Raw genomic sequence first — 17,123 nt, 5'->3', positions numbered from 1 at the left:
TGCCATTAGAATGAAAAAAGAAGACTTCCGGGCATATGCCCATGAGCTGGTGGATTGGATGGCTGATTATTTGGAGGAAAAGGAAAACTATCCAGTAACTCCAAATATCCAGCCCAAGGATATTTTTAATCAGATTCCATCTTCTGCTCCCGAAAAAGGAGAATCTTTCGAAAATATTTTTCGGGATTTTAAGGAGATTATTCTTCCGGGAATGACTCATTGGCAGCACCCTTCCTTTTTTGCATATTTTCCCGCTAATAATTCCGAGCCATCTATTTTGGCTGAAATGCTTATGTCCACTTTGGGCGCACAATGCATGTCTTGGCTGACTTCTCCTGCCGCTACCGAACTCGAAGAAAGGGTTTGTGATTGGCTTCGAGATGCAAAAGGAATTGATTCCAACTGGAAAGGAGTCATCCATGATACTGCCAGCACGGCAACTTTAAGTGCAATCCTAACTGCCAGAGAAAAGGCTACGCAGTACAATATCAATGAAAATGGATTTAATGGGAATGAGAAATTCAGGGTTTATTCTTCTGCTCATGTCCACTCTTCCATTGATAAGGGAATAAAAATAGCCGGTTTGGGTGTCAATAATCTGGTGAGAATTCCGGTAGATGAAAATTTTGCCATGATTCCTGAGGAACTGGAAAAAGCAATCCAAAGGGATCTCAAGGATGGCTTCAGACCACTTTGTGTGGTTTCTGCGCTAGGTACAACCAGTTCAACAGCAGTAGATCCAATTGGGAAAATCAGCCAAATCAGCCAGAAACACGGTATTTGGCATCATATCGATGCAGCATTTGCGGGAACAGCTTTGTTACTTCCTGAATTTCAACACCATATAAAAGGACATGAACTCGCTGATAGTTATGTGTTTAACCCACATAAATGGATGTTTACCAATTTTGATTGTACGGTGTTTTTCCTGCGAGAACCTCAATATTTGGTAAATACATTCTCTCTAACACCTGAATATTTAAAAACCCAACTGGATGCAGAGGTAAATAATTACAGGGATTGGGGAATTCAGCTGGGAAGAAGGTTCAGAGCCCTCAAATTGTGGTTTGTGATTCGTTCCTATGGATTGGAAGGGCTACGGGAAAAACTGAGAAAGCATCTGCAGTTGGCCAGGCTTGCTCAATCTTGGATTGAATCGGAAAGCAATTTGGAAATACTGGCACCAGTAAATTTCAATACCATTTGTTTTAGACATGTGGATTCCCAACATTCCGAAGAGGAGTTGAACCGGTTCAATGAAACTTGGATGGCTCGGGTAAATGCCTCCGGCAAAGTTTTCTTTTCACATACTAAGTTGGATGGCAAATACGTGATCCGGTGGGTCATAGGCCAAACTGATGTGGAAGAAAAACACGTTAGTCATGCTTGGGGTTTACTTATGGAGGAACGTAGAAAACTTCTCTGAAAAGAAAACCATCTTAAGATGTCTTCTAAAGACCCAATTTTTACTCCAGAACTCAAAAAGGTCCTTAAGATCTTCGGCTTAGCTTCATTTGTTCTGGTTTTGGGTCTTTCTTTTTTCAATACAAAAAGAGCCCAAAACTCAGGAGAGGATCGAACATTCAGAGTTACCAGTTCTTCACGGCTTTATTTTTTAAACCTGAAAGCAATCAATTATGATCGGGAGTATCGACAAGATGCGGGTATGACTTTGTTCAGACATGAGTCGATGGAAGCCTCCAAGGAATCACCATCGGTCGATTTGGTTTTGATTTTGAATCCCAGGAAAGACGAGGCTTATCTATATTTGGAACCAAGAAATACGGATTGGCCACTAAAAATCCGTGTCAGTTCAGATAGTTCTGCTCAGGATTTTGTTTTCCAAAACGGAAACAAATTTGACCATCTGAGCTATGTCAAACAGTTGGAGACCTTTATAAGGGATTTTGATTCTTTTGAATTGATACTAGATGGAAAAACAGTCCCTATTTGGACCGATGAAAATGAAAAAGAAGGTCTAAACTCAGTTTTGGATGACTTTTATAGACTATTGGAATAAAAATGAAAACAACTAATAATATTAGCCCCCAGTTGGAATTTTTCAAATCCCAGATTGGTAAAAAGCTGGATAAAACACCCTCTGCCGCAGGAAATTGGCTGGGAGGTACTCTTTTAGAAATAGACCAACACTCCATCAAGGTTCAGTTTGAAGTCAGGCCTGAGATGTGCAATCCAGCCCAAATCCTACACGGTGGAGTGATTTCTCTCATGTTGGATGATGTAATCGGAATGGGAAATTTCGTTGCAGGCTCGGATTATCTTATGACCAGTATCAATTTGAATGTTGATTTTCTTGCTTCCGCAAAAATTGGTGAAATGCTGGAAGTTTCAGCCAAACTTGTTCGGTTCGGATCAAACGTGAATCACTGGGAGGCAATTATTCGCAAAGAATCAGGGAAAATTGTCGCAAAGGCCAGTAGCAATCTGATCAAAACCCATGTAAAGATCCAGGATTTGGGGGTTCAGTAAGTTTTATACAACTCTATTTTGTACTAATTAAAGTTGCTTGAGTTTCACCATTAGATCCCAGACAGCAATCCCAAGGGAAACAGAGATATTCAGGGAGTGTTTGGTTCCCAATTGGGGAATTTCCAAAACTTGATCACAAGCTTTAAGTACTTCCTCTTCCACACCAAAAACCTCATTTCCAAAGACTAGGGCATATTTTTTTCCTTTATCCGGGGAAAATTCATTGAGCATTACCGACTGGTCCACCTGTTCCAGCGCACAGATTTGATATCCCTCTGATTTGAGCTTTTTCACTGTATCAAGGGTATGTAGACTATATTCCCAATCCACTGATTCGGTGGCTCCAAGTGCTGTTTTTTGAATGTCCCGATGAGGAGGTTGTCCGGTAATTCCACAGAGATAGATTTTCTCAACCCGAAAAGCATCTCCTGTTCTAAATGCTGAACCTACATTGTTGAGGCTCCGCACATTGTCCAAAACCAATACGATCGGAGACTTTTTGGTCTCTTTGAACTCTTCTACTGAGAGCCTTTCCAGCTCGTCCATGCTTAATTTCTTCATCTTTTTTGATCTCCCTTGCTTATCCTCTATTTTCAGACTTTATTCGATCCCCCAAATTTAAGAGAATTAAGCAGCACTCATGAGTAAGTCAAAAGACGGTAAAGAAACCCCACTAATGAAGCAATATAATGCGATCAAAGCCAAGCATCCCGGTGCTTTGCTTTTGTTTCGCGTTGGGGATTTTTATGAAACGTTTGGAGAGGATGCAGTGGTGGCAAGCAAAGTCCTGGACATTGTTTTGACCAAACGCGCCAATGGTGCTGCTTCTCATATCGAATTGGCGGGTTTTCCTCACCATTCCCTTGACAATTACCTTCCCAAACTGGTTCGTGCAGGCAATAGGGTGGCCATTTGTGATCAATTAGAAGATCCTAAATCCGTCAAAGGAATCGTCAAAAGGGGAGTGACGGAATTGGTAACTCCGGGATTATCCTACAACGACCAGGTTTTGGATACCCGAAAAAACAATTATCTGGCTTCTATCCATTTTGGAAAAGAAAAGCACGGGATTGCTTTTTTGGATGTTTCCACTGGGGAGTTTATGGCGGCTGAAGGAACTGCTGCCTACCTCGAAAAACTATTGCAGAGTTTTGCCCCTTCAGAAATCATTTATTCCAAGGCAGCAAAAAAGACAGCCTCGGAAATCATCAAGAATGATTACATCACCTTCAATTGTGAGGATTGGGTTTATCAGTTTGATTTTACCTACGAAAAACTCAAAAATCACTTTGGTACTGCCAATTTGAAGGGGTTTGGAATAGAGGATTTGGAATCCGGAATTATAGCTGCTGGCGCTGTTTTATACTATTTGGAAGAAACGGAGCATAAGGAGGTCCAGCATATTTCGGCCATTTCCAGGATTGCCGAAGAAAAATACGTTTGGCTGGATAAATTCACCATCCGCAATCTTGAATTGGTTTTTCCCCAGCATGAGGGAGGAGTTCCTTTGATCCAGATTTTGGATCAAACTGTGACCCCTATGGGTTCCAGAATGATGAAAAAATGGATGGTTTTGCCTCTAAAGGATAAGGCTCAAATAGAGGAACGCCTCAACGTAGTAGATTTTTTCTATAAAAACCCCGAACTCATTGAGCAAGCCGTATCACACCTAAGACATATTGGTGATTTGGAACGATTGATTTCCAAAGTGGTAGTGGGAAGAGTGAATCCTCGTGAGATGAACCAGATCAAGCGGGCCTTGAAAGCTACTTTACCGATAAAGGCACTTTTGAAAGATCAGGACCACCCTACTCTACAAAGGCTTTCGGATCAGATTCACCCCTGTGAGTTTTTGCTTGAAAAAATTGAAAAAGAACTTCAGGAAGATGCTCCCATGCTTCTTCATCAGGGAGGAGTGATCAAGGATGGGGTGGATGCTGAATTGGATGAATACAGAAATCTCGCAAATAAGGGTAAGGATTATCTGGTACAGATTCAGCAAAGAGAAGTTCAAAATACTGGAATTACTTCACTCAAAATCGCGTACAACAAGGTTTTTGGCTACTATCTGGAGGTTACTCATGCGCATAAAGACAAGGTGCCTCAGGAGTGGATCAGGAAACAGACCCTTGTCAACGCTGAGCGGTACATTACTCCAGAACTGAAGGATTATGAAGAGAAAATTCTTCATGCTGAGGATAAAATGATTGCCTTGGAGCAAAAATACTTTCAGGAATTGGTGCAGGAAGCGGCTCAGTTTGTAACCCAGATCCAGCAGAATGCAAAAATTATCGGAACTCTTGATTCATTGATTTCCTTTGCGAGCGTGGCCCAGGCAAATGGCTATAGCAGACCTAAAGTTTCGGATACGGAAACTTTGGAAATCAAAGACGGGCGTCATCCGGTCATTGAAAAGCAATTGCCTCCGGGAGAGGACTATGTGCCCAACGATATCTATCTTGACAATGATAGCCAACAGATTATGATTATCACCGGCCCCAATATGGCCGGTAAATCTGCCTTGCTTAGGCAGACCGCTTTAATCGTTCTAATGGCTCAAATGGGCAGTTTTGTTCCGGCTTCCTTTGCTAGAGTTGGGATCATCGATAAGGTATTTACCCGAGTTGGGGCTTCGGACAATCTTTCCAAGGGAGAGTCCACTTTTATGGTGGAAATGACCGAAACGGCCAGTATTTTGAATAACCTTTCTGACCGAAGTTTGGTCCTGATGGATGAGATCGGGAGAGGTACATCCACCTATGATGGTATTTCCATCGCTTGGTCCATCGTTGAGTTTTTACACAATCATCCTAGCTATAAGGCGAAAACGCTCTTTGCTACTCATTACCATGAACTCAACCAATTGGCTTCAGATTTTCCAAAAATCAAGAATTTCAATGTTGCCGTCAAAGAGGTGGGCAATAAGGTGATTTTCATGAGGAAACTGAAAGAAGGAGGTAGCGAACACAGCTTTGGTATCCATGTGGCACAAATGGCTGGTATGCCTAACCCGGTCGTTTTGCGCGCCTCAGAAATCATGTCCCATTTGGAAAAAGACAAAGCAAATCTGGAAAAAAAAGAAACTTTTAAATCCGTCCCAAAAAATAATTTCCAGCTGAGTTTATTTGAAATGGATCCTAAGTTTTCGGAAGTCAAGGACTTATTGGATCAAATTGATATAAACTCCATCTCACCGATTGAAGCACTTCTTAAACTCCATGAAATCAAAAAAAAATTAGAATAATAAGTTTAGTTTTTTTACTATTTTCCCTCCTAATGTTCTAATTAAAGCAGCTTTCATGGATAAGGTATTAATCAAAGACCTTAAAAAGCAAGAGAAGTTTACCAAGTTTTTTCAGGATTGGGCCAATCAGGAATTTAAAGAGCATCCTGATGAGCCTAAACTAATTGAAGACTTGCAGAAACTTGGTCACAATATTGGGATCAAGGAGGGCTTTATTATTGCCTGTTTTGATTATCGAAATTTGAGCCTTCACTTCTTTACTGGTGATGTGGAGAGGATCACAGGTTATCCCGAATCAATTTTACGGAAAAAGGGGATGGAAGCATCTTTTACCCTGATACATCCTGATGACAGGGATGAGCTGTTCAAGTTCCAAAAGATAGTCTTTGAAGCTTTCCATTCACTTACCTTGAAAGAGCGGCACACTTTTGAATTTGCCTATACCACGCGATGGGTTCATAGGACAAGTTTGGAAGTAATCTGGGTTCAGGGAAAAGTAAGACCCTATCTTATTGATTCGGACGGTAACTTCGCCATGGATTTGCACATTATCATTCAGCTATTTAATCCACCCAAGGTAAAAGGCTATGACTGGAATTATTCTTACAGCAAGGAGGATGGCACACGTGTAATTGTGAGCAAGAACTCTCCTAATTCCAAAGAGGTGAAGCTTACAAAAAAGGAAAAGGAAATAGTGATCCTTTTGCTTGAAGGGATGGAGTCCAGAGAAATAGCAGAGAAGCTCAACATTTCCATTAATACAGTGGCTACCCACCGAAAAAATATCCTAAGAAAGCTAGGTGCTCGCAATATTGGGGAAATGATCAAAATTTTAGCTTCCTATGAATTTTGAAAAAATCACTGAAAATCAGGTGTATGTGAGGTTTTCTGATAATTTTTGAAAAAATTTCCTGTTCTAATTATTGGATAAATCAATCGGGAACTTACCTTTGCATCCACAATTCGCTCGGATCAAGTTCCGGGTTTAATATAAGCGAGAGTAGCTCAGTTGGTAGAGCACGACCTTGCCAAGGTCGGGGTCGCGAGTTCGAATCTCGTCTCTCGCTCGATAAAAGCCCTTGTCAAAGGGCTTTGTTGTTTAAAGAAGTTTAGACGAACTTTACATCATTCGCCGGGATGGTGGAATAGGTAGACACGCAAGACTTAAAATCTTGTGGCCTTTAGGCCGTGCGGGTTCGATTCCCGCTCCTGGTACTCAAAGCTCCGCAATTATGCGGGGCTTTTGTGTTTTATGGCCATTTCTTTATTTCGAGAAACAGCAGTTTTTTCCAATAAAAAAGCCGGCATCGAAACACCGGCTTGATTATCCTACTTAATTCCTGAAAAGTCTTTTATTTTTTCAGAATCCCGGCAAGGTCAGCCGGTGAATAATTGACGGATTTAAGGGTTTTGTGATCCTCTTCTCTGAACACAAGGAAGAGATCTCCTTCTTTTTCATAGAAACAGGGAGTTCCTTTAGCTTCGTAATGTGCAACAGTTGCCTTGGCCTCTTCTTCTGATTTACAGGCTTTACTCATGTTGGATCGCTGAACCTCATCGAAAAGCTCTTTGAATTTTTCTCCTAAGCCAAATTCAAGGATCGCTCCCGAAAGCACATATTGGAGATCACAAAGTGCATCGGCGATTTCCACTAAGTCTTTGTTTTCAATGGCTTCTTCCAGCTCTTTGAGTTCCTCGGCCAAAAGGGACACCCTCAAGTTACAACGGGTTTGTGAGGGAATAGCAGGCTCAGCCAATACCGGGTGCTTGAAAGTTTCGTGAAATAGGGCTACTGATGTGAGTGATTTAGGATCTTGCATAAGGTAAAAGGTAATTATTACAGAGGTTGAAATAAATGAAAAAGACCGGAAAACCGGCCTTTTAATTTTTGTTTATTTCCAATCAGATGATAGCATTGTATCGCTCAGCTACTGCATTCCAGTTGATTACATTCCAAAAAGCGGAAACATATTCGGGTCTTCTGTTTTGGTAGTGCAAATAATAAGCGTGCTCCCACACATCCAGACCCATCAATGGGGTTCCCTTGAAATCTGAAATATCCATCAATGGATTGTCCTGATTTGGGGTTGATCCTATTGCCAGTTTTTGATCTTCTCCCACTACCAACCAAGCCCATCCGGAGCCAAACCTGGTCTTTGCGGCTGTTTCAAACTGCTCAACAAAAGTTTCAAAGCTTCCAAACCCAGAGTTGATGGCTTCAGCCAATGCACCTTCCGGTTTTCCTCCGCCCTGAGGGCTCATGATTTTCCAGAACAATTCATGGTTGTAATGTCCTCCCCCATTGTTTCTCATTTTTGTGGAATAGGAGGAGATTTTTGCCAGAACTTCCTCCAAAGGCTTGTTGGTATCTACTTTTTCATCGACGATTGCATCGCCTAGGTTTTTGGCATATCCAGCTGCATGTTTGGTATAGTGGATTTCCATAGTTTGGGCATCTATATGAGGTTCCAATGCCGCAAAATCATAGGCAAGAGGTGTTTGTGTGAAGCTAGTTGCCAAAACGGCTTGGGCATCTCCTTTCACTTCATTGCTGCATGCAGTCAAAATACCGCTTCCAACTAGGCCTACTGCCAGCCCTGCCTTGGTACTGTTGGACATAAATTCTCTTCTTGATAATAGTCTTTCGGGAGTTTTCATCGTATAGAAAATCAATTTGTGGATTGCTGATTTTAAGAAATTATTCATGAAGCTAACTATTCTGATCAGAATTTGAAATTGACAATCAGACAATAAGTCTGATTTTATGACAAGTTGGTTAAGTTTGTAGACTGTAAAAGTCCGTGGTCGGGTTTTTGAACTCCTAATGCGGAATAGAAAAAATATGAAAAAAACCTTCTATAAATATCAGGGGACCGGTAATGATTTTGTAATGATAGACGATAGAAGTCATTCATTTGATGATCAGGACCTGAAACTTGTTTCCCGGCTTTGTGACCGTAAATTCGGCATAGGGGCAGATGGTCTGATATTGATCAGAAATCACCCGAATTATGACTTCGAAATGATTTATTTCAATGCCGATGGTAGTCAAAGCATGTGTGGCAACGGTGCCCGCTGCGCTGTGGCTTTTGCCGGTTTTCTTGGGATTATCGAAGGAAAAACAAGTTTTCGGGCTATCGACGGACCGCATGAAGCATTGCTCGCAGAGGATAAGGTTGAGCTTTTGATGGGTGATGTGGCTGGAATTTCCAAGAAAAATGAGGAATGCTTTATCAACACAGGCTCTCCTCACCATATCCGTTTCGTAAAAAACATCGAGGATTACCCCGTTTTTGAAGAAGGAAAATCTTTACGCTATTCTCAGGAATATTCTCCAGCAGGAACCAATGTGAATTTTGTGCAGCCAATTTCTGATGGAGAGATTTTCGTAAGAACCTATGAGCGTGGTGTAGAGAATGAAACCTTGTCTTGCGGTACAGGAGTCACTGCTGCTGCCATAGCCTATGCACAGGAAAAAGACCAAGCAGAAGTAAAAATAAAAACCCTTGGAGGCAACCTCTCCGTTCGCTTTCACAAAAAAGACGGAGGCGGATTTGATCAAATCTGGCTGATAGGGCCAGCTGAGCAGGTTTTTCAAGGAGAAATCGAGCTTTAAGCCTTAATCGCCACCGCTCAGGTTTTAATTATCAATTATTACAAAAAGGGCTTAATTTTAAAGCCTGATTTCAGAATCCCATTTTACTAGACATGTTAGATTTAATTGCAAAAGGACTTGCTAAGGTATTCGGAACCAAGTCTGATAGAGATATCAAAGAATTACTCCCCAAGGTTAAGGAGATCAATGAGATTTTTTCGGGTCTTCAGCGTCTCAGCGATGATGAACTCCGTGCTCAAACCGCGGAAATCAAAAACCGGATCAATGAGCATCTGAAGTCTTATGACGAAAAAATCGCTGAATTGAGGGCTCAGATTGAACAGCTTCCTGCTGAGGCTATCCATCAAAAAGACCAGTTTTTCAACCAAATCGACCAAACTGAAAAAGAGCGGGATGCGGCTTTGGAAGAAGTCTTGGAGCAAGTTATGACCCTTGCTTTTGCTGTAGTTAAGGAAACTGCCAGGCGATTCAAGGAAAACGGGAAACTTGTTGTAAATGCAAATCTCCGGGATAGGGAATTGGCGGCAAGTAAGCCGAACGTGGAAATTGATGGAGATACTGCAATCTGGCACAACAAATGGTTGGCAGCTGGCAATGAAGTTGTTTGGGACATGGTCCATTATGATGTGCAGCTGATCGGTGGTATGGTGCTCCACAAAGGAAAAATTGCAGAAATGGCCACAGGTGAAGGTAAAACTCTGGTTTCTACCCTTCCTTCCTTCCTCAATGCACTAGCCGGAAGAGGCGTTCACGTCGTAACGGTCAATGATTATCTGGCCAAGCGGGACTCTGAATGGAATGCTCCATTGTTTGAATTCCATGGATTGACTGTGGATTGTATCGACAAATACCAGCCCAATTCCCCAGCTAGAAAGAAGGCCTATACATGTGATATCGTTTATGGTACCAACAATGAATTCGGCTTTGATTACCTGAGAGATAATATGGCCCGCGATGCGGGTGATTTGGTTCAGGGAAAACACCACTTCGCCATGGTCGATGAGGTCGATTCAGTATTGATTGATGATGCGCGAACACCTTTGATTATTTCAGGGCCGGTTCCAAGAGGAGACGTACATGAATTTGACCAGATGAAACCTAGAGTTTCTACATTGGTGGATGAGCAGAGAAAGTTGGTTCAGGGATTCCTGGCCAATGCCAAAAAATTGATTTCCGAAGGAAATGAAAAAGACGGAGGCTTGGCCTTGTTCCGTGCTTATCGAGGGATGCCTAAGTACAAGCCTTTGATTAAATATCTTTCCGAGCCTGGAATCCGCGTAATTCTTCAAAAAACGGAAAACTATTACCTGCAGGACAATAAGAGAAACATGCCTGAGGCAGACGAGCCGCTTTTGTTTACCATTGATGAGAAAAGCAATGTGGTGGACTTGACTGACAGGGGTATTGAGACCATGACCACTAAAAATGAAGATGCCAATTTCTTCATTCTTCCGGATATAGGAGTAGTGATCGCAGAGCTTGAAAAGGACGAGTCCATTGACGAAAAGGAAAAACTGGTCCGAAAAGAAGAGGTAATCAAGGATTATGGAGTAAAAGCCCAGCGTATCCATACCGTCAACCAATTGCTGAAGGCGTATTGTATGTTTGAGCGGGATACGGAGTACATCATTGTGGATGGAAAAGTAAAGATCGTGGATGAGCAGACAGGCCGTGTGATGGAAGGTCGCCGATACTCCGACGGATTGCATCAGGCAATTGAAGCCAAGGAAAATGTAAAAGTGGAGGACGCAACCCAAACCTATGCGACTATCACTTTGCAGAATTACTTCAGAATGTACCACAAACTTGCGGGTATGACCGGTACAGCGGAAACGGAAGCAGGAGAATTCTGGGAAATCTACAAACTGGATGTGGTTGTAATTCCTACCAACCGTCCAATTCAACGTCAAGATAGAGAAGACAAGGTTTATAAGACCGTTCGGGAGAAATTCAATGCGGTAGTGGATGAAATCAACGAACTCGTCGCTCAGGGAAGACCAGTTTTGGTAGGTACTACTTCAGTAGAAATCTCAGAAGTACTCAGCCGAATGCTGACCTTGAAGAAAATCCCTCACCAGGTTTTGAACGCGAAGCAACATGCCCGTGAGGCGGATGTGGTAGCTGAAGCTGGTAAGGCCGGAACGGTAACTATTGCGACCAACATGGCCGGTCGTGGTACAGATATCAAGCTGACCCCTGAATCCAAAGCTGCGGGTGGTCTCGCAATCATCGGTACCGAAAGACATGAATCCCGTCGTGTGGATAGACAGTTGCGTGGTCGTGCAGGTCGTCAAGGGGATGTGGGTTCTTCCCAGTTCTTCGTTTCTCTTGAAGATTCCCTGATGAGACTTTTTGGATCCGATCGTATTGCCAAGCTGATGGACAGAATGGGCTTGGAAGAAGGAGAAGTGATTCAGCACAGCATGATCACAAAATCCATAGAGAGAGCTCAGAAAAAGGTGGAGGAAAACAACTTCGGTACCCGAAAGAGACTCTTGGAATACGATGACGTAATGAACTCCCAGCGTGAGGTGGTTTACAAACGTCGTAGAAATGCACTTAAAGGAGACCGACTGGAGCTTGATATTTTGAACATCTTGTATGATGTATGCGAAAGTCTTGTCGAAATGGGCAAATCCACCGAGGATATGGAAAACTTCAGAATGAACGTTTTCACCACCTTGGGATTGGATTATGCTATCTCCGAAAGTGATCTGAAGGCAAAAGATGCCCCTAAACTTACCGAGGAGCTTTACGCTGAGGCTTTTGCAAGCTATCAGAAGAAAAACGAAACGATCATCAAAACAGCTCTTCCTATTCTTCAAAGAGTACAGGAGGAGCGTGGCGCTACGGTAAAAGATATAATGGTTCCGATTTCAGATGGAATCAAGCAAATCGGTGTCGTGGTCAACTTAGAGCACCTGCTCCAGACTGAAGGGCGAGATTTGATCCGAGCTATTGAGAAAAACGTGACTTTGGCCATCATCGACCAAAACTGGAAAGAACATCTTCGGGATATGGATGACCTGAAGCAGTCTGTTCAGAATGCGGTTTACGAACAGAAAGACCCCTTATTGATTTATAAGTTTGAAGCTTTTGAGATGTTCAAGCGCTTTATCGGGAAACTGAACGAAGATATGATTTCCTTCCTGACCCGTGCGGATTTGCCTCGCCAGGAACCAGGACAGGTAACTGCCGCTCAGGCCCAAAGACCTTCTGAACCAAAGGTACAGGCATCCAAAGCTGAGGTATCCAGTACCTTGAACCCAGGTGCCAACCGAGCCGCCGCCGCTGCTGCTTCAGCAGGTAGACCGGCTCCTCAAGTAGTTGCACCTAGAAAGTCCGATAAAACCTATGGCCGAAACGACAAAGTGACTGTTCAATACACCAATGGCTCCACTAAGGAAGATGTGAAGTACAAGAGTGTGGAGCAGGACATTCATGACGGCAAGTGTGTAATTATTGAACATTAAACAGCGGAAATATGAGGGTATTTTGGGTATTGGCTTCTGTGTTGATCTTGGGTGCATGTAAAAGTTCCGGAACTATGACTTCCGGAGCTAGTGCTTATGCCAATTATAGTGAGGATCTTTCCAATGCGCTCCCAGTCTATCCGAATTATAAGGAGCAATTGGAAGCTTTGGAAAGCAAAGAGCCAAGTAGTTCCCCACAGGCATTGGATTCCAAATTGGCCCAGCTTGCTGTCTACCAGTACGAAAAAAACAAAACCCAGCCCTATTTCAATGGGTATAAGGTGTTGGTATATTCAGGACTGGACCGGGATTTGGCTTTCAAAACCCAGGAGGACTTGAATGAATTATATCCTGATTTCCAGGCGGAAATCCAATACCAGCAACCCCGATATTTGGTAAAAGTCGGCAGATATGCCTATAAGGTGGAAGCCTTGAAAACCTTTAACCTAATCAAAACTGAATTTCCATCGGCGAGAATAATCCAGGATCGTATCCAAAGAAAGGAATTTACCGCCCCCACCATCGATGAAAATGTTGAAGGAAAAAATTAAAGCCTTGGCAAAGGCTTATAAAGAGGAAGTAATTCAAAACCGTCGCCATCTTCACTCACACCCGGAGCTTTCCTATCAGGAGTTTGAAACTGCCAAATTTGTCAAGCAAAAGCTAGAGGAAATTGGTGTAAGCAATATTGAACAAAAAGCCAATACAGGCTGGTCTGCGTTGATTAAGGGTAAAAACCCTGATAAGAAGGTAATTGCTCTGAGAGCGGATATGGATGCTCTCCCGATCATTGAGGCCAATGAGGTTTCCTATAAATCCCAAAATCCCGGTGTCATGCATGCTTGCGGTCATGATGCTCATACTGCTTCCCTACTTGGGGCGGCCAAAATTCTAAATGAAGTTAAGGATCAGTTTGAGGGAACCATCAAATTGATTTTCCAACCTGGAGAAGAAGTTGCTCCCGGTGGGGCTTCTTACATGATCAAGGATAAAGTTTTGGAAAACCCAAGACCTTCCGGAATTATCGGACAACATGTGATGCCTTTCATCCCCGCGGGGAAAGTTGGTTTCCGTCAGGGTGTGTACATGGCCAGTGCGGATGAATTATACATTACCGTCAAAGGAAAAGGAGGACATGGAGCAATGCCCGAAACCTTGATTGATCCGGTTTTGATCGCTTCCCATTTAATTGTTGCGCTGCAGCAGGTGGTCAGTCGTGCGGCAAGTCCAAAAATCCCTTCGGTCCTATCCTTTGGTAGAGTGGAGGCGCTTGGAGCGACCAATGTGATTCCCAATGAGGTCAAAATTCAGGGAACATTCCGCACCCTCAACGAGGAATGGAGAGCGAAAGCCCATCAAAAAATGCGTCAAATTGCGAGCGGTATAGTTGAAGGAATGGGCGGAGAACTGGACTTTGAAATCCGAAAAGGCTATCCTTTCCTCCAAAATGATCCTGAACTTACTGCCAGTGCCACAGAAGCTGCAAAAGAGTACCTGGGTGAGGAAAATGTCCTGGATTTGGATATTTGGATGGCCGCTGAGGACTTTGCTTATTATTCACAGGAAATCAACGGTTGCTTTTATCGTCTGGGTACCCGGAATGAAGCGAAGGGGATTACCTCCGGGGTGCATACGCCTACTTTTGATATCGAGGAAGATGCTCTGGAAATCGGAGCTGGATTAATGGCGTGGCTGGCAGTCTCCGAATTGCAGAAAGCTTAATCTTAACTTCATCTTTTTACCCCAATACCTTCTTAATTTTATCTCAAAATTTTGAGCTATGAAACAGCTAAAAACAATTGCTTTAGGCCTGACTTTTATGATGATGGCTTCCCAGTCTTTTGCTTGGGGTCAATTGGGCCATTACCTGATTGGTTTGATGGCGGAAAGACAAATGAAAAAGTCCACGCTCAGTAAAGTGGAAAAAGTCATCAACCCTATGTCTTTGGGTCGAAGCGGTACTTGGATGGATGAAATCCGATCCGATAGGGCTTACGATTTTGCAACCACTTGGCATTATCTCACCAGTAAAAACGGGGAGTATGATCCTGCTCATCAGGAAACTACCGGTGACGCTTATGAGGCAATCAACAGATTAAAAGAAGAGCTGAAAGCAGGTGGACTGTCTGCAAAGGATGAAGCTGAGAAATTGAAGATGCTAATCCACATGGTGGAAGATATTCATCAGCCTCTTCATGTGGGGACTGGTGAAGACCGTGGAGGAAATGACGTGAAAATCGAATTTTTCGGCCAGCCTACCAATCTTCATGCTCTTTGGGACAGTGGAATGATTGAAAGACAAGGAATGAGCTATTCAGAAATTGCGGATGAACTCTATCGAAGGATTACTCCTGAACTGCAGAAAAAATATCGATCCGCAACGATGGAAGAATGGTTGAAAGAAGCGGTCAACCTGAGACCTATGGTATATGGTTTACCTGAAAGCAAAAGAATCAGTTATCAGTACATGTATGAAAACTACCATATTGCTGAAGAGCGTATGATTGCTGCAAGTGTGCGACTTGCCCAGATTTTGGAAGAAATTTACGGTTGATCTATTAAAACGAAATAGATGATGGCTTTGGAGGTGTTTCTTTCAAAGCCATTTTTTATTTAGGTATGGGAAGAGTTTAGCTTAGACCAAACGAATTCTCCACTCTTTGGGATAGTAATTGTTGACTCTATTGCCTAGGTTTTTCACCCATCCCAAAGGCAGGTTTTGGTAGGTGACCATGACCCATCCCAATGGAAGCCCGGATAATTCCAGGTCATTTTTTCTCAAAAATTCCAAGGCTTGCTCTTTATTGAGTTCAAATTTTAGAAAACCTTTTTTAGGCAATATTGACAAAGCCCATTCATGGCTCGGAATCCAGTCCATTTTTTGTTTTTTCCCAAGCTCTACACCAAAATACCGGATGCTGAGATGTTGGCTTAGCTTTTCGAAATAAGCTTTCCACTGAGAATCAATGCGGAAATAGGAGTCATTCAACATATAATATTGTCCATTGCCATCCAAGCCGATTTCACTGTCCAAATCCTGTGATTCCCTTTGACTTTGGGCTTTCAAAAAGGGATGTTTGAACTCCTTCGTCTTTCCCGGTTCTGAAGAATAGGCATCCTCAGGTCTTTTCAAAACGGTGATGAAAAACCCTTCTCCAGCAACCCTATGTGGATAAAAGCGATAGCCATAAAAAATTCCTTCTTCAGTTTGGGTTTGGGTTTCCCTGATTTTCCAACTGGGGTCAAGGTCTATCCTGACGGGTTCATAGGAAAATTCCTCAGTCAGAAAGCGGATCATCTCCTCATTTTCGGATTCATTGAAGGTACAGGTGCTGTAAATCAGGTAGCCTCCGGCCTTTACCAGTGCACCGGCCTTATCCATGATTCTTTTTTGACGAAGACTGCACAGGTTTACATGATCTGGCGACCACTCCTCTCGTGCCTGTGGATCTTTTCTAAACATCCCCTCTCCTGAACATGGAGCGTCTACAAGTACGAGATCAAAAAAGCCTTCCAAAGGCTCAAAATGCTCTGGATCATTGTTGCTGACCAAGGTATTGCCCAGACCCCACTTGATGATATTTTCCTTAAGCACTTGTGCTCTGGCCTGAATTACTTCATTGGCAACCAAAAAACCATCTGCCCCAAGATAGCTGGCAAGTAAAGTGGATTTTCCCCCAGGAGCTGCAGCCAAATCCAAGTACAGGCCTTTTGGGATTTCATGACTTCTTAGAATGTGCTCAATGAACATGGAAGAAGCTTCCTGTACATAATAAGCTCCCGCGTGAAATGCCGGATCTAAGGTAAATGAAGGCCTTTCTTCTAAAAAATAACCATTTACTGACCAAGGAATTCTTTCCGTATTTCCAGGAAGAGAAAATTGCTTGAAGGGGTTGATCCGGATGGAGGTTCTCGGTTCCTGATCAATGGCATTTCGAAATTCCTCATATTCCTCCTCTCCTAACAAATGAATCATTTGCTTTTCAAAAGCAGGAGGAAGTTGGATTGTTGTCATGGGATGAATTTTGGGCAAAGATAGGGAAATGGAAATTAGTTGAGGAAGGGGCATCCTGTCCGTTAGGAATCTGTATATCAACTGAATTATTGTAAATTCAGGAAAACCCAAACGTATGGAAGTAGCCTTGAAAGGGATCATTTTTCTCGTAGCCCTATTGCACCTGTTTTTTCTTGGGTTTGAAATGTTCGCCTGGGGAACTATTGGAAAAAAGATTTTTCGTCAGTTTTCCTCGGAGTTCTTTCCAAAAACAAAGGTTTTGGCAGCCTGGATTTACAGCAGTTT

At 42.8% G+C, this 17,123-nt stretch carries 14 protein-coding genes and 2 tRNA genes; 12 read left to right on the top strand and 4 right to left on the bottom strand.

All coding sequences use genetic code 11. The annotated features are described in order from the left end of the window. The first annotated feature begins 10 nt into the window (after positions 1–10). The 3 genes from P2G54_RS00940 to P2G54_RS00930 are packed head-to-tail and all read left to right on the top strand — an operon-like array spanning position 11 to position 2,490. Positions 11–1,426 (top strand): pyridoxal-dependent decarboxylase, encoded by a 1,416-nt coding sequence (locus P2G54_RS00940; RefSeq protein ID WP_275867285.1) that lies wholly within the window; start codon positions 11–13, stop codon positions 1,424–1,426. 18 nt (positions 1,427–1,444) lie between these two features. Further along, positions 1,445–2,020 (top strand): hypothetical protein, encoded by a 576-nt coding sequence (locus tag P2G54_RS00935; RefSeq protein WP_275867283.1) that lies wholly within the window; start codon positions 1,445–1,447, stop codon positions 2,018–2,020. Positions 2,021–2,022: 2 nt separating this feature from the next. Further along, positions 2,023–2,490, top strand: a complete 468-nt coding sequence (locus P2G54_RS00930; RefSeq protein ID WP_275867281.1) for a PaaI family thioesterase — start codon at positions 2,023–2,025, stop codon at positions 2,488–2,490. A 27-nt stretch (positions 2,491–2,517) separates the two neighbouring features. On the opposite strand, the gene P2G54_RS00925 is transcribed toward P2G54_RS00930, so the two are convergent. Beyond that, positions 2,518–3,051 carry an RNA methyltransferase gene (locus P2G54_RS00925; RefSeq protein WP_275867279.1) on the bottom strand — a complete coding sequence of 178 codons (534 nt, stop codon included), beginning with the start codon at positions 3,049–3,051 and terminating at the stop codon, positions 2,518–2,520. A 79-nt stretch (positions 3,052–3,130) separates the two neighbouring features. On the opposite strand from P2G54_RS00925, the gene mutS reads away from it, so the two are divergent. The 4 genes from mutS to P2G54_RS00905 all read left to right on the top strand — a co-directional run bounded on the left by mutS (position 3,131) and on the right by P2G54_RS00905 (position 6,949). Then, positions 3,131–5,734, top strand: a complete 2,604-nt coding sequence (mutS, locus tag P2G54_RS00920) for a DNA mismatch repair protein MutS (protein ID WP_275867277.1) — start codon at positions 3,131–3,133, stop codon at positions 5,732–5,734. 55 nt (positions 5,735–5,789) lie between these two features. Continuing rightward, positions 5,790–6,587 (top strand): LuxR C-terminal-related transcriptional regulator, encoded by a 798-nt coding sequence (locus tag P2G54_RS00915; protein WP_275867275.1) that lies wholly within the window; start codon positions 5,790–5,792, stop codon positions 6,585–6,587. Between the two features lie 141 nt (positions 6,588–6,728). Further along, positions 6,729–6,801 (top strand) — tRNA-Gly (locus P2G54_RS00910). A gap of 64 nt (positions 6,802–6,865) precedes the next feature. Beyond that, positions 6,866–6,949, top strand: a tRNA-Leu gene (locus P2G54_RS00905). Positions 6,950–7,086: 137 nt separating this feature from the next. On the opposite strand, the gene P2G54_RS00900 is transcribed toward P2G54_RS00905, so the two are convergent. Both P2G54_RS00900 and P2G54_RS00895 read right to left on the bottom strand, forming a co-directional pair. Beyond that, a complete protein-coding gene (locus P2G54_RS00900; protein ID WP_275867272.1) occupies positions 7,087–7,554 on the bottom strand; it encodes a nucleoside triphosphate pyrophosphohydrolase family protein in 468 nt (155 codons plus the stop codon). Between the two features lie 82 nt (positions 7,555–7,636). After that, complete coding sequence (locus P2G54_RS00895; protein WP_275868425.1) at positions 7,637–8,392, bottom strand: superoxide dismutase; 756 nt, start codon at positions 8,390–8,392, stop codon at positions 7,637–7,639. 184 nt (positions 8,393–8,576) lie between these two features. On the opposite strand from P2G54_RS00895, the gene dapF reads away from it, so the two are divergent. The 5 genes from dapF to P2G54_RS00870 all read left to right on the top strand — a co-directional run bounded on the left by dapF (position 8,577) and on the right by P2G54_RS00870 (position 15,377). Beyond that, the gene (gene dapF, locus P2G54_RS00890; RefSeq protein WP_275867270.1) at positions 8,577–9,350 is read left to right on the top strand and encodes a diaminopimelate epimerase; all 774 of its coding nucleotides are present in this window, start codon (positions 8,577–8,579) and stop codon (positions 9,348–9,350) included. A 92-nt stretch (positions 9,351–9,442) separates the two neighbouring features. Beyond that, a complete protein-coding gene (gene secA, locus P2G54_RS00885; protein WP_275867267.1) occupies positions 9,443–12,823 on the top strand; it encodes a preprotein translocase subunit SecA in 3,381 nt (1,126 codons plus the stop codon). An 11-nt stretch (positions 12,824–12,834) separates the two neighbouring features. Further along, positions 12,835–13,374 carry a hypothetical protein gene (locus P2G54_RS00880; RefSeq protein WP_275867265.1) on the top strand — a complete coding sequence of 180 codons (540 nt, stop codon included), beginning with the start codon at positions 12,835–12,837 and terminating at the stop codon, positions 13,372–13,374. Next, a complete protein-coding gene (locus tag P2G54_RS00875; RefSeq protein WP_275867263.1) occupies positions 13,355–14,545 on the top strand; it encodes a M20 family metallopeptidase in 1,191 nt (396 codons plus the stop codon). Before P2G54_RS00880 ends, P2G54_RS00875 begins: the two co-directional genes overlap by 20 nt. Positions 14,546–14,603: 58 nt before the next feature. Beyond that, positions 14,604–15,377, top strand: a complete 774-nt coding sequence (locus P2G54_RS00870; RefSeq protein WP_275867261.1) for a S1/P1 nuclease — start codon at positions 14,604–14,606, stop codon at positions 15,375–15,377. Positions 15,378–15,458: 81 nt separating this feature from the next. Here the strand turns inward: P2G54_RS00870 and P2G54_RS00865 are convergent, their stop codons facing one another. After that, positions 15,459–16,838 (bottom strand): tRNA/rRNA cytosine-C5-methylase, encoded by a 1,380-nt coding sequence (locus P2G54_RS00865; RefSeq protein ID WP_275867259.1) that lies wholly within the window; start codon positions 16,836–16,838, stop codon positions 15,459–15,461. Between the last annotated feature and the right edge of the window lie 285 nt (positions 16,839–17,123).

Origin of the sequence: Algoriphagus sp. CAU 1675, assembly GCF_029222925.1 — a bacterium.
Lineage (GTDB): Bacteria > Bacteroidota > Bacteroidia > Cytophagales > Cyclobacteriaceae > Algoriphagus.
Note: the sequence above shows the minus strand (reverse complement) of the source record. Positions and strands in the feature narration are given on the sequence as shown.